This is a genomic window from Calyptranema fuscum S582 (assembly GCF_055793305.1).
In genome coordinates this window covers 173,667-187,020 of record NZ_JBSLYH010000007.1, presented here as the reverse complement: position 1 = coordinate 187,020, position 13,354 = coordinate 173,667, and the positions used below count along the sequence as shown (strand labels likewise).

Genomic DNA, 13,354 nt, shown 5'->3' with positions numbered 1-13,354 from the left:
ATCAACATCCAGGTTCTGAGCACATCGTGCTAGAGATGATTTATGGTGAGTAAAACCAGAATGACAGTAAGGAGCATTGTGAATGAGTAATCTGCGTTATCCCTCGGGCGGTCTGTACGGGATCAATCGGCGTCGGTTTATTCAATATGGAGCGATCGCAGCCGGAGCGACAATTCTCTCTGCTTGTGCGGGTAGCGAATCAGAGTCTACTTCTGAAGGGTCTCCGACGACGAGCCCTGATGCTTCTGCCAGCCCTGCCGCCGGGGGTGAATTGGTCAAGATTTCCTATGGCACCAACTGGTTTGCCCAGGCAGAACATGGTGGGTTTTATCAGGCGGTGGCAACGGGTATTTATCAAGACTATGGGTTGGATGTCACCATTAAAATGGGAGGGCCTCAGGTCAACGGGACTCAGCTGTTGATGGGAGGCGCGATTGACTTTTTTATGGGATATGGGTCAGATGCCATTAAGGCAGTCGAAGAAGGCATTCCTAAAATCACAGTGGCTTCGATTTTCCAAAAAGATCCCCAGATTTTGATCGCGCATCCTGATACAGGTGCAAGCACATTAGCTGATCTAAAGGGCAGACCAATCTTTATTTCCTCAGCGGCTAATGTGACGTTCTGGCCGTTCCTGAAAGCAAAATTTGGGTTTACGGATGACCAAAAGCGTCCTTATAACTTCAACCCAGGCCCGTTTCTTGCCGATAAAAACGCTGCTCAGCAGGGCTATTTGAGTTCGGAACCCCTGGCAATTAAAAAAGAAGGGGGGTTTGATCCAGCCGTTTTCTTGTTAGCCGATTTTGGCTACAGTCCTTATTCCACTACGATCGAATGCAAACGAGACCTGGTCGAACAGAATCCCGATCTGGTGCAGCGCTTTGTCGATGCTTCTATCAAAGGGTGGTACAGCTATTTAGAGGGCGATCCGTCGGCGGCAAATCAGCTCATCAAGCAAGATAACCCGGAAATGACCGATGACCAGCTCGCCTATGGCATTGAAAAAATCAAGGAATATGGCATTGTGATGTCGGGAGATGCGGAAACTCTGGGAATTGGGGCAATGTCGGATGCCCGCTGGAAAGAATTTTTCGATACGATGGCGTCGGAGGGAATTTATAAGCCAGATACAGATTACACCCAGGCTTATACCCTGCAATTTGTGAATAAAGGTGTCGATGCCTATAAGGGTTAGGGGCATATTAAAACTGTTGCCCGACTCTGTAATGCTCAATAAGGAGACTGCCGAGGATGATGCATGAAGCAGCAATCAGGCTGAGTGATGTAAGCAAGGCATATGCGAATGGCACAATTGCTTTGCAAAACCTCAACCTCGCGGTTGGGGAAGGGGAATTTGTTAGTTTAGTCGGTCCGTCGGGTTGCGGCAAAAGCACGGTCTTGCGTCTGGTTGCTGGATTGGGAAAGATGAGTGCGGGAACGATTGACTGGTGTGGTCATCATTCTCAAAAAGAGTTGGCATTTGTCTTTCAAGAAGCGGCGTTAATGCCGTGGGCAACGGTTTGGGATAATGTGCGGTTGCCATTGAAATTAGCCAACGTGCCAAAGGCGATCGCGAATGCAGCGATTCAAGAAACGATTCGTCTGGTGGATCTCCAGGGGTTTGAACAGTGCTATCCGCGAGAACTGTCGGGCGGTATGAAAATGCGGGTGTCGATCGCCAGAGCATTGGTGACGAAGCCTGAAATTTTGCTGATGGATGAGCCATTTGGGGCATTGGATGAGATGACCCGCAGCAAGATGAATACGGATTTGCTCAATCTCTGGAGCCAAAAGCATTGGACGGTTGTGTTTGTCACCCACAATATCTATGAGGCAGTCTATCTGTCCAATCGAGTGGTGGTCATGGCAGCGCGACCGGGGCGAGTCGTGGCAGATATTGCGATCGAATCTCCTTACCCGCGTACGGAGGAATTTCGCACCAGTCCCCTGTTTAATGAATATTGTCGAGCCATCTCAATGGCACTGTCTCAAGCCAGTCAGCGCCCGTTTGATACAACCGATACTGAACTCTCTGCTCAGAGATTATTTAATTCTGCGGCTTAAAAAAGTAATGATTTTTTGTGGCGCGGGCGTCGCCCGCGCCACAAAAAATCATTGTATGAATACTCTCGTTTTCTCGTATGAATCGTGACTCCATCGTGACTAACTTGTTTAGTGGTTTTTCTCAAAACTCCAGCGATCGCCCCCCTGTTACGGATCCGGTTGACGGCAGTGGGGTGTCGGCATCTTCGCACTGGTCGCGCCTGTTTTCTGCGGATGTGATTGCACCGCTGATTGTGGGTGTGATTATGCTGGTTGCTTGGGAAGTGTTAGTGCGATGGTTGCATCTTCCTCCCTATTTACTTCCAGGTCCGCTTCTGGTGTTGCAAACGCTGGTTCAGGAATGGGGAACGCTGTTTCCGTCGCTGGTGATTACGATTCAGATTACGGTTGTGGCGTTTGTGGCGGCTGTCATTTCAGGGTTATTAATCGCAATTTTGTTTACTCAGAGTAAATGGATTGAGCGTAGCTTTTTCCCCTATGCTGTGGTGCTACAAACGACACCAATTGTGGCGATCGCCCCACTCATTATTCTCTGGGTGCGGCAGTTGGTGCCGGGTGAGCAATCTACGTTTATTTCATTAGTCATTTGTGCCTGGATCGTGGCTTTTTTCCCGATTCTCTCCAACACGACGCTGGGTTTAAATAGCGCTGACCACAATCTTCTCAACTTGTTCCAACTCTATAAAGCATCCCCCTGGAAAACGCTGATCTACCTGCGGTTGCCCAGTGCCATGCCCTATTTCCTGGGTGGGTTGCGGATCAGTGGCGGTTTAGCATTGATTGGGGCAGTGGTTGCCGAGTTTGTTGCTGGCACTGGCGGAACACATTCTGGCATTGCTTACCAAATTTTGATCTCTAGCTTTAATCTGCAAATTCCTCGAATGTTTGCTGCCCTGTTGATGACAACGTGTTTGGGGGTGCTGATCTTTGCGCTACTGACCGTCCTCTCTGACTATCTCTTAAGGAACTGGCATGAAAGTGCCGTTAGGCGAGAAAATTAGGCGTTGCTGGTTGTGATGATGGTTTTGCCGGTGGTACTTTGAGTGTCACCGGCAAAACTATGTCACCATCAAGCCATGCCCAGAATGCAAGCTGCCTGCTATCCTAACCAATGAATCCTTCTAATACATTGAATGCTGAGCATTACTGGCTCAAAAATGCTCATGTTCCTCTGGCGTTGATCGATCAACCGGAACCCCACTGGTTGAAGTCTCAAAGTCGCGATGGATTGGTCTGTGTTGATATTGAGATTCGCCAGGGAGCGATCGCCCAAATTGTTAGCGCTGACGTCGCCCTATCTGAATCTGTGCCGACTCTTGATCTAAAACGAGGTCTGGTCTGGTGTTGCTTTGTAGATATGCACACCCATTTAGATAAAGGTCATATCTGGGAGCGATCGCCCAATATGGCTCATACCTTTGACAGTGCGCTGGCGCTTGTCAAAGCCGATAGTGAAAAGCATTGGGCAGCAGAAGATCTCTATCGCCGTATGGAGTTTGGCTTGCGCTGTAGTTATGCTCATGGTACCCAGGCTATTCGTACCCATCTTGATTCCTTTGGCGAGCAGGGCAAGATTAGCTTTGACGTGTTTAAAGCCTTACAAGCAGAATGGGCAGATCGGGTCACACTCCAGGCCGTCTCTCTGGTTTCTTTAGATTATTGGCTGACCCCAGACGCCGAGCAGCTTGCCGATCGAGTAGTCGATATGGGGGGGATTTTGGGTGGCGTTGCCTACATGAACGATGCCCTGGAAGCTCAGATCGATCGTGCCTTTGTTCTGGCAAAAGAACGCAACCTAGCGCTCGATTTCCATGTGGACGAAACAGGCGATCCGACCTCCATCAGCCTGCGGTATATTGCCGATGCGGCGTTACGGCATGAGTTTACCCAGCCTATCGTCTGCGGTCATTGCTGTAGCCTATCTGCCCAGTCGCCAACGGAAGCCCAGAAAACGATGGAGCGGGTGAAGCAAGCCCGTATTGGCATTGTCAGTTTGCCGATGTGCAATCTGTTTCTGCAAGACCGCAATCAGGACGCCAGTACCCCCTGGTTAGCGCCAACCCCAGATGCTGCTAACTCGGAATCGTTAGGCGTTGCACCTCATACACCTCGCTGGCGCGGTGTGACGCTGTTGCACGAGTTAAAACACTGTGGTATTCCTGTTGCCGTTGCGAGTGATAACTGCCGTGATCCTTTCTACGGATTTGGGGATCACGATGGTTTAGAAGTTTTCAATCAGGCGGTACGAATTGCCCATCTCGATACACCCTACGCCGATTGGTGTCAGATTGTGACCACGACTCCGGCTGACCTGATGGGTTTACCTAAAATTGGACGCATTGGGGTGGGCTTACCTGCCGATCTGATCTTGTTTAAGGCACGCTATTTTAGTGAGCTACTCGCCCGTCCTCAAAGCGATCGCACTGTTTTACGCCAGGGCAAGCCGATCGATACGACCCTGCCCGATTATGCTGAATTAGATGATCTGTTGGTCTAATGTCTAGACATAAAATAAAATCCTAGTTTTGTTGTGGCGCGGCGAAGCCGCGCCACAACAAAACTAGGATTTTATTAAATAGCAGATCCCTAAGAGTTACGGTTGAAATCATTGCCGCAATGGGCACTGGGCGTATGACCTCTAGGGAGGGGAGACATTTTGCAGCACTCGCACCTCAACGATTTGGCTGGGTTGGATGACCGCCGCCTGTCGGGCAGAATTGCGCGATCGATAGCGATCGCCATGCATCCGTTCAGACGTCGCATTCAGCAAAATATTGCGTCCCTGAATCGTGATTGCCCGTGCCACAAAGCGAATGCCCCGGTTACCCAATTCAAACTGACCGATCACCGGGCTACCTTCCGAGGCAATGATAGTGCCACTGCGATCGCGAATGGCTTGGCTTAAGACTAATACTTCTTGCCAGGGTTCTCCGGGTTCTATCTCCAACAGGGTTTCACCTGGATAACGCAGGCTCAAGACCGTGCCTTCTGGGATCAAGACATTTGCTGCTGCATTGACTGTGAGATCGCCTACTGGTGCGGGTGCCAGAGCCGGTAAATCACCACCATTCGCCGACGGGTCGGGCAAGGGTTGCCCAAAAGCCACGACCGTCGAATCTGTCGTAGTAGAGCCGGAACGCGGCGGAAATTGATTGACGGCTGCACTGGGCGCGGTTGGGGTAACGGTTGTGGGTCTAGATGGTGCTGAGTTTTGGGCGGGACGGGTTGCAGCTCCTGACAGCGGCGGCACCGTTACGGTAACAGGGCGATCGCTTAATAACGTGGCAGGTGGGAGTCCCTCCGAGGTCGTAGCCGTAGCCCTTGTTGATCGATTTGAGGGAGGTTCAATCACTGCTGGAGCGATCGCGGTGGGTGTTGGCGTGGGGGAGGGAGCGATCGCCGTCTCTGACGTCGGCAATTCTATCGGAATTTCGGTGGCTCCTGGTTCCAAAGGCGGTGGGGTAGCGATCGCAGGGGCTGGGCTGGGGTCTAAAACAGGGACAGCCGATGATAAGGATGGCACAGGCTGTATCTGTGGCGCGATCGCTGCACTGGGCGGGATGGCTGGGGTAGATGGAGTCGGTGGGACGGATGGAGTGGATGGGATAGATGGACTAGAGGAAGTGGCGATCGCGACATCTCCGGCAATTAGAGGACGCAACACCCAGCGATCGCTGGTGCCCGACTCAACCCGTTGCATTGCCACCTGTTCCGGTTGCAACTCTGTATTGGGTGCCAGTTCGATCACAATCCGAGTGAGCCCAGGTTGAAACTGATTGACCCGAATTTGCCGAATTGCTCCGGTATAACTTTGCTGTTCAGGCACAGCCCCCATATCTGTATTGGGCAAATCCACCACAATGCGGGCAGGTTGTGCCAACAAAAAATAACGGGGTGTGCTTCCCTCCGGTACCGTGATTTCTAATTGCCGACTGCTTGCATCAAATCGCCATGCCGTTAGAGTTGCTGCTGTGGCTGGAGCCGTTAGAGATACGGTCGAAAGAGTGGCGATCGCCACCAGACCCCCTAGACCCAATAGCGGATTTCCTAAACAGCCAGCCACTAGCCCAAGCTCTAACCAGAACTTCCGTCGAGAGTTCACCTTTGCCATCCCCATCAACCCAAGTTAAGACTCAAAGATATGCCAAAAAGTTGCTCAGTGGGGGTTTTCTTCCAGCCCTCGTATGCAACCTCAAGTAACGCTGTATCTAGCGGGCGAAGTGATTACAGACAGTCTTCTATAGCGTTAAGTTTAATCAGTCCTAACCTGGATCCGGTAAAAATTAACTCAACTTGACCTGGACGTGTGGATTGAGACAGCCCAACGTTCTGAGTTCTGGGTGATTAAGGCTATGTATAGCGGTACGCATTAGAGCACTGTAATACCTGCCCCAATTGGATAAGACTGCTATAGAATGGCATCAATTTGGTGTGCAGCCTTACAATTAAAGCCGCTACGCCATGCTGAGCAGTACAGCGAGGTTTTTGATGGTTCAGCAAATTTTGAGAGTGACGGAAGATACCGTCTTCAAACTCCGTCCTGAACAATCTTCAGCACTATCCGCTGAAGATCTTTACAGCGTCAAAGCAGGAACAACCTACGAAATTCAGTCATATGCGTATGCCAATGCCTTAGGCGACTTTAACGGTCACATCAAATTTGCCCTGCAAGGGCAATCCATTCAAGGGCGCAATACCTGGTTTGTGTATGATCGCCATGCCCAGGTCGAATTTGATGGCAAAGTCGTGTATCCCCTCGAAGATCAGTCGGCATTTCCCATCCTGCGCGTTGCCAAAGATACCGTATTCAAGCGGCGTCCTATTCAATCTGCTGCGTTGTCTGCCAGCGAGCAGTATGACATTAAAGCCGGACAAAGTTTTGATCTACAATCCTACGCCTATGCCGACAACCAGGGAGATTTTAGTAGCCACATCAAATTTGCGCTGCGGTATGAAAAAGACTATATCCGAGGGTTAAGTACCTGGTTTGCCTATGACCAGCATACCTATGTTGAGTTTGATGGCGAGGTGGTCTATCCACCCGAAGATCCCAGCACTTTTGTCTTGCGAGTCACTGAAAATACGGTACTAAAACGGCGTCCGGTGCAATCATCTCAACTCACGGCAGAGGAACTGTATGCGATTCCTAAAGGCTCAACCTTTAAGCTGCAATCTTATGCCTATGCAGATGCCAGTGGTTCGTTCAACAATCACATTAAAATTGCGCTGAAGTACGAAAAAGACTTCATTCAATACCTCAGCACCTGGTATGTCTATGTGGGTCATGCCCAAGTCGAGCAAAATGGCAAAGTGGTTTATCCACCCCCCAAACCGACCCCGTCGCCGACCCCAACCCCGACGTCGTCACCTATTTACACGGGCAAAGGTCTCAAATTGCCGGGCAACACGGGCACCTTCTATACAGATCAACCGATTATTCCGGGGGGCAGTTTTACCTGGGGTGAAGCCACAAAAAATGGCAGTCGCATTCCAGCTACCGCTGCGATCGTCGATAACATCGTCGGTTTAGCCAAGCAACTTCAAAAAGCTAGAGAGCAGATTGGCGTAACCTTTCGGGTCAATTCCTGGTATCGTCCGCCTGCCGTTAATGCCGCTGTTGGTGGGGTTTCTAACAGCCAGCATCTCTATGGCAAAGCGGCAGATTTAGAAGTGTCGGGTTATAGCGGTCGTCGTGTTGCCAATGCTGTGATGCTGTGGTGGCCCGGCGGCGTTGGTATCTATAGCAATATGCCCAATCTCGTGCATTTAGATATTGGTCCCAAACGCACCTGGGGGTTCTAAAGCTCAAAGCCGATGGGATGTCGATTGCTCAGGACTGAAGAACGCGAACCATGAATGCCCTATTGACTTCGTGGATGAATTCTAAGGATCGTGGATTAAATAAGATCGAATATCGAGTCGTTTGGAGGGGCGAACGGCCGTTCGCCCGTACAACACATCACCGGAGTTATTTAATTTCCATTCCTAAAGGTATGCGATCGCCAAGAACCATATCTTGCAGAAGAACACAGTACTTCGCCCCAGATTAATGATGGTTGTTGAGAGAGTCGCACCCCACGGGGGTGCGACTCTCTCACCCGATTTGGGATTGCGATATAGACACCTTAGCAACCGGCATCGCCTAACAAGGTGAGGGTAACGTCTTGTCCGTCCTTATTAACCTCGACGATCGCTGTATCGATCGCGACACTTTCAATTTCTCCTAACATACCTAACTCAACATCAACCTTGACCGTGGTCGCACCATCTTCGCTGCGAAAGGTTTGAGACGTTTGCTGACCATAAAATGCTTCACCGCTGGCTGCAATCCGATTAAATTTCACCATTTGCCCGTCAATCATCATTTCCATCGAGCCGGGATTGATGCCATTGAAAAAGACAAAGCGATCGCGACTTTCTCGGTCGGGCTTCCAGAGTGTCATGCCACAGCCGCGATCGCTCAGTTGATCGAGCGTAAATTCCTCAACGGTTGGCACATCGGTTTGATCAGCCAGAGGATCGGATGTGTCAGGTGGAGCGGTTGGGCTGATTTCAGGGCGAACTGAACTAGAGACAGTCGCTTGAGGCGTTGCTGTAGAAGTTGCTAATGGTGTAGATGGGGTTTGAGCGTCGCAACCGACGAGTGCAAGCGCCAGAATAGAGAGTAAGATGGTTCGTTTCATTAGGTTTATTTAAAGATTCACTACACAAAAGGCAGCATGAGTTTCACTGCCACTGTTAAAATCCACTAAAATCCACTTAACCTGATTTTCTTTAGCCCTGTCTTGTAATTTTTTTCATGAGTGACACTATTCTCAGCGTCCGCAATCTCCAGGTCGAATTTCAAACCGATTATCGGATGGTCAAAGCCGTTAACGGAATTTCGTTTGATGTGAAACGGGGGCAGACGCTTGGAATTGTAGGCGAGTCGGGTTCGGGTAAGTCGGTCACTGCTCTGGCTGTCATGGGGCTAGTGCCCAACCCACCGGGCAAAATTACAGCGGGCGAAATTTGGTTCAAAGACCTGGAAGAGGGCAGTGAAGCCACCAACCTACTTACCCTCTCCGAAGAACAGATGCAGCACTATCGGGGCGGGCAGGCATCCATGATCTTTCAGGAGCCGCTCAGTTCTCTCAACCCGGTGTATACTTGCGGCTTTCAACTGATTGAAGCAATTCGACAACATCAAAATATTCCTTTGCCAGAGGCACGCAGGCGCGCAATTAATCTGCTGCAAGAAGTGAAGTTGTTACCCAGTGATGAGGAGTTGCAACGACGCTGTATTGAGGAATGGCAGCGGCAAAAGAGTGTTGCCTCCGGGTTTCCTCAAAAACAAGAGCTGGGTGCAGAACTGAGTGAACGAGAGATTCTAACTGAAATCAATCGCCAAAAGCACGCCATTTTAGACCGTTATCCCCATGAGCTATCGGGGGGGCAGATTCAGCGGGTAATGATTGCTATGGCAATTTCGTGTAACCCCAGCTTGTTAATTGCCGATGAGCCAACGACCGCTTTAGATGTAACGGTACAGGCAACGATTCTCGACTTGCTGCGGGAACTGCGCGATCGCCGGGGGATGTCTATTATGTTCATCACCCACGACCTCAGCCTGATTGCAGATATTGCGGATTCCGTTGCGGTGATGTATCAGGGCAAAATTGTTGAATGGGGGTCGGTGTGGGAAATTTTCTCGAATCCTCAGCATCCTTATACCAAAGGCTTGCTCACCTGCCGACCCCAACTTGATAAACGAATGCGGTATTTGCCGACCATCACAGACTTTATGGAAGTGACGACCACGGCAGAGGGCGACATTCTGATTCAAGAGCGCCAGTTAGATGCTGCTCAAGCTCAACGGCTGAGCTCAGAAATTGAAGAAACCGAAACCAATCAGCGGATGGCAGATTTACAACAATTGCCGCCATTGCTATCGGTTCGCAACTTGCGCGTCGGGTTTCCGATTAAAGGTATGTTTGGGCAGGTCGAGCGATACATTATGGCAGTGAATAATGTTTCGTTTGAATTATATCCCGGTGAAACTTTGGGGTTGGTAGGAGAATCCGGTTGTGGCAAGACTACGTTGGCGCGAACGTTACTGCGCCTGGTCAACCCCATCAGTGGCGAGATTTGGTTTGAAGGTCAAGAGATCACTCACTTGAAAGGCAGCACGCTACGCAAGTTGCGCCGGGATATGCAAATTATTTTTCAAGATCCCTACAGCTCTCTCGACCCCCGTATCACGATTGGGGAAGCCGTAAGTGAGCCGCTGAAAATTCATGCGATCGGCAGCAATCGGCAGAATTTAAGAGAGCGAGTCGATTATCTATTGGATCGGGTTGGCTTAGATCCCAATTGCCGCAATCGGTATCCTCACGAGTTTTCCGGCGGACAGCGGCAACGTATTTGTATTGCGCGGGCACTAGCACTCAATCCCCGCTTCATTGTGTGTGATGAGTCAGTCTCTGCATTGGATGTTTCCGTGCAGGCGCAGGTTTTGAATTTGCTGAAGGAATTGCAAAGCGAGTTTCAATTGACCTACATCTTTATTTCCCATGACCTGAATGTAGTTAAGTTTATGAGCGATCGCATGATTGTCATGAACCAGGGCAACATTGAGGAAATGGGGCTAGCCGAACAGATTTATCGGCAACCCCAGAAAGCCTACACTCAGCAACTGATCTCCGCCATTCCCTTAGGCAACCTGGAACAAATTCGCCATCGTCAGGCGGAACGTGGCATCGTCGTCAATTAGCATAAGAACTCGACTGGAACCAACAAACTCTACACTGTAGATATATAACTGGCACAGTACCGTGTTGGCACAGTATTGTATATTTACGCTCACCGACGCTGCTATATCCGAGTCTGAGGTTAGTCTGGGCTGTCATACAGCTTCAGGCACCGTCGCCCTATCGAGATATTCAGTTAAACGCTTTGTCGGAGCATCTCGGAGGCTCTTATGGTTCAGTTTCATATCCAGCCTGATAGTGAGATTCCTGCATCAACCCAGCTGTACAACCAAATTCGGTTTGCGATCGCATCGCGACAGTTTCCACCCGGTCATCGCTTACCCAGTACCCGCCAACTGGCAATGCAAACGGGGTTACACCGCAATACGATTAGCAAAGTCTATCGACAACTCGAAGAAGCAGGGGTGGTTGATGCGCAGGCTGGTTCCGGTATTTATGTCCGGGCACAAGGAGATGAAGGCGGCGGACGCAGTGGGCGATCGCCAATTTTAGAGAAATATCCAGAAGCCTATAAGCTGGTGCAAAAGAGTTTAGATGATCTGCTGAGTCAGGGTTGCTCATTGGGGCAGGCACGGGAAATTTTCTTATCAGAAATTGATTGGCGATTGCGTTGTAGTGCGCGAGTTTTGGTGACAGCTCCCAGCCAGGATATTGGCGCAGGTGAGTTAATGGTGCGGGAGTTAGAACAGGCACTCAAGATCCCGGTACAACTGGTGCCCCTGGAGGAATTGGGTCAGGTCTTAGACCAGGCAAGAGGGGGCACGGTCGTCACCAGCCGTTACTTCATTGGAGATGCAGAGGCGATCGCGGGTCCCAAGTCGGTTCGCGTTGTTCCAGTTGATATTTACGACTACAACAAAGAAATCCTGGTGCTCAAAGGATTGCCTAAAGATACTTGCATTGGTTTAGTCAGCCTCAGTTCGGGCATTCTTAGAGCCGCAGAAGTTATCTTGCATAGCTTGCGGGGAGATGAGTTGTTGGTGATGACGGCTCAAGCCGACGACGCTTATAAATTGGCATCCATGGTGCGCAGTGCGCAAAGCATTGTCTGTGACCAGGCGAGTGCCGAAACCCTTAAAACTGCTGTCCAAACTGCCAGAGATGACTTAATTCGCCCACCCAAAATTATTGTCTGTGAAAATTATATTGGCGAAAAATCGATCAGCTTGCTCAAGCGAGAATTAGGTTTGGATTAACCCCCAACGGACAGATATACCAATCCTCCATGGCGTGGAGTACAAAGTTTTGATAGAGCCGCGCGGAGCGCGGCTCTATCTCAATAGCCGTAATCTGCTGAGGTACGAAGCGCTATTGTCGCAAGCTTTTCAGAGCAAGGCTTTCAAAAAATTACCTCAGCCGAAATAAAAGTAGTTGATTAATTTGCCATTCGTTAAAATTATTGTCACTAATCAAAACTAGGCTCTGACTGCCGTCTGGTAGGCGAGGACCCAGCGTCATGCCTTCCAAATTGTCTAAGGGAATATCTAACTGATTCAGGTCAAGTAGTAATCGCTTACGCAACGGCTCGATGCCATCCAGTTCCCCTGACAATGCCGGAATGCCTGATATATCCGTTGCACCCCCCACAACAAACTGAAAAATCTGGGCACCAAACCCAGCCAACCCGACCGATCGCTCAAGACTTAAAAAATGACCGGCTTGATCGAGTGATAGAATTTCGCTGAGTCCGGTTTCTACAGCATTTTCCGGAGGCGGATCAATCAAATACAGATGCTCAGACAGCAACGTCGGCAAGGTATCGCCAATCAGGTAATGCAATAAACGGCTGCGGGTCGGTGGGACGGCATCTGTCTCTGCATCCTCAGCCGCGTCTTGTGCCAGATTTGATTCGGTCGCCGCAAATAGACGAAACGGTTCTAATGGATTTGCCGTAGAACTGCCAGGGTTTAAGGTCAGTGCTTCAAACGCCTGATTGTTTTGAATGCCTTGCGGCTGACCTTCTACAATTTGCGGCAAATACCTTTCTGGAATCGGCAATTTTCCTAGCCATTGCCCCGTCTCCAGATCAAATTCGCTAATAAACGGTAATGCTTCTCCGTCAGCTGACCCTTCACTGGAAATAAAGACAGAATGACGAGGGGACAAGGCGATTCCTTCTGCATCAATGCTGCCCTCCGCGTAGGGTTGTCCATCAGCCTGTTGCAAAACAGTAACGTTTTCAATCTCAACCTGGTCAATGGCGATCGCCTCGTCTGCCTGATTTAACGTCAGCTTTAGCGTATAAAAATGAGCCGGAGCGTAATGACTGCGATCGTCAGACATAACGTAAAAGCGATCGCGCTCCCGATCGTATGTTATGGCAGACAGTCCACCGACCCGTGTCTCTGCAACTGTTGTTTGGGGTAACTCATAAGCACCCAAAAAGTCTAACGACAGATCTAAAAATAATCGTTCTTCTGCACTAACTTGAGGCAGACTGCAAGCCGTCAAAAAACTGCATAGCACTACCAGAATGGCAACGAAAGATAAAAGTTTTGGTCGATACACAGCGATCGCATTCCCATTCATGCTGAAACGTC

Annotated in this window: 10 protein-coding genes; 7 read left to right on the top strand and 3 right to left on the bottom strand. The window is 49.9% G+C overall.

Translation table 11 applies throughout. The features are described from left to right. Positions 1-82 precede the first annotated feature (82 nt). The 4 genes from ACR6Z4_RS07390 (at position 83) to ACR6Z4_RS07375 (ending at position 4,561) form a co-directional block, all read left to right on the top strand. A complete protein-coding gene (locus ACR6Z4_RS07390) occupies positions 83-1,195 on the top strand; it encodes an ABC transporter substrate-binding protein (protein WP_479716595.1) in 1,113 nt (370 codons plus the stop codon). 59 nt (positions 1,196-1,254) lie between these two features. Next, positions 1,255-2,064, top strand: coding sequence for an ABC transporter ATP-binding protein (locus ACR6Z4_RS07385; RefSeq protein ID WP_479716613.1), 810 nt, complete (start codon positions 1,255-1,257; stop codon positions 2,062-2,064). A gap of 245 nt (positions 2,065-2,309) precedes the next feature. Next, on the top strand, positions 2,310-3,065 hold the full coding sequence (locus tag ACR6Z4_RS07380) for an ABC transporter permease (protein ID WP_479716612.1): 756 nt from the start codon (positions 2,310-2,312) through the stop codon (positions 3,063-3,065). A gap of 110 nt (positions 3,066-3,175) precedes the next feature. Next, on the top strand, positions 3,176-4,561 hold the full coding sequence (locus tag ACR6Z4_RS07375) for a cytosine deaminase (protein ID WP_479716594.1): 1,386 nt from the start codon (positions 3,176-3,178) through the stop codon (positions 4,559-4,561). Between the two features lie 141 nt (positions 4,562-4,702). Here ACR6Z4_RS07375 and ACR6Z4_RS07370 read toward each other — a convergent pair whose 3' ends face one another. Continuing rightward, positions 4,703-6,166: an AMIN domain-containing protein gene (locus tag ACR6Z4_RS07370; protein ID WP_479716593.1), complete on the bottom strand. Its 1,464-nt coding sequence runs from the start codon at positions 6,164-6,166 to the stop codon at positions 4,703-4,705. Between the two features lie 386 nt (positions 6,167-6,552). Between ACR6Z4_RS07370 and ACR6Z4_RS07365 the strand changes: the two genes are divergently transcribed. Beyond that, a complete protein-coding gene (locus ACR6Z4_RS07365) occupies positions 6,553-7,866 on the top strand; it encodes a YcbK family protein (protein WP_479716592.1) in 1,314 nt (437 codons plus the stop codon). Between the two features lie 323 nt (positions 7,867-8,189). On the opposite strand, the gene ACR6Z4_RS07360 is transcribed toward ACR6Z4_RS07365, so the two are convergent. Next, positions 8,190-8,747, bottom strand: a complete 558-nt coding sequence (locus ACR6Z4_RS07360; RefSeq protein WP_479716591.1) for a hypothetical protein — start codon at positions 8,745-8,747, stop codon at positions 8,190-8,192. A gap of 116 nt (positions 8,748-8,863) precedes the next feature. Between ACR6Z4_RS07360 and ACR6Z4_RS07355 the strand changes: the two genes are divergently transcribed. Together ACR6Z4_RS07355 and ACR6Z4_RS07350 are read left to right on the top strand one after the other, a co-directional pair. Continuing rightward, positions 8,864-10,816: an ABC transporter ATP-binding protein gene (locus ACR6Z4_RS07355; protein ID WP_479716590.1), complete on the top strand. Its 1,953-nt coding sequence runs from the start codon at positions 8,864-8,866 to the stop codon at positions 10,814-10,816. Positions 10,817-11,023: 207 nt separating this feature from the next. Further along, the gene (locus ACR6Z4_RS07350) at positions 11,024-12,010 is read left to right on the top strand and encodes a GntR family transcriptional regulator (protein WP_479716589.1); all 987 of its coding nucleotides are present in this window, start codon (positions 11,024-11,026) and stop codon (positions 12,008-12,010) included. Positions 12,011-12,161: 151 nt separating this feature from the next. Here the strand turns inward: ACR6Z4_RS07350 and ACR6Z4_RS07345 are convergent, their stop codons facing one another. After that, the gene (locus ACR6Z4_RS07345) at positions 12,162-13,343 is read right to left on the bottom strand and encodes an esterase-like activity of phytase family protein (protein ID WP_479716588.1); all 1,182 of its coding nucleotides are present in this window, start codon (positions 13,341-13,343) and stop codon (positions 12,162-12,164) included. Positions 13,344-13,354 lie beyond the last annotated feature (11 nt).

What these genes read in the sequence shown, in the direction of transcription:
- ACR6Z4_RS07375 (WP_479716594.1), top strand. Translation starts at nt 3,176, where the DNA reads ATGAATCCTTCTAATACATTGAATGCTGAGCATTACTGGCTCAAAAAT.
- ACR6Z4_RS07345 (WP_479716588.1), bottom strand. Translation starts at nt 13,343, where the DNA reads ATGAATGGGAATGCGATCGCTGTGTATCGACCAAAACTTTTATCTTTC.
- ACR6Z4_RS07390 (WP_479716595.1), top strand. Translation starts at nt 83, where the DNA reads ATGAGTAATCTGCGTTATCCCTCGGGCGGTCTGTACGGGATCAATCGG.
- ACR6Z4_RS07385 (WP_479716613.1), top strand. Translation starts at nt 1,255, where the DNA reads ATGCATGAAGCAGCAATCAGGCTGAGTGATGTAAGCAAGGCATATGCG.
- ACR6Z4_RS07355 (WP_479716590.1), top strand. Translation starts at nt 8,864, where the DNA reads ATGAGTGACACTATTCTCAGCGTCCGCAATCTCCAGGTCGAATTTCAA.
- ACR6Z4_RS07350 (WP_479716589.1), top strand. Translation starts at nt 11,024, where the DNA reads ATGGTTCAGTTTCATATCCAGCCTGATAGTGAGATTCCTGCATCAACC.
- ACR6Z4_RS07360 (WP_479716591.1), bottom strand. Translation starts at nt 8,747, where the DNA reads ATGAAACGAACCATCTTACTCTCTATTCTGGCGCTTGCACTCGTCGGT.
- ACR6Z4_RS07380 (WP_479716612.1), top strand. Translation starts at nt 2,310, where the DNA reads ATGCTGGTTGCTTGGGAAGTGTTAGTGCGATGGTTGCATCTTCCTCCC.
- ACR6Z4_RS07365 (WP_479716592.1), top strand. Translation starts at nt 6,553, where the DNA reads ATGGTTCAGCAAATTTTGAGAGTGACGGAAGATACCGTCTTCAAACTC.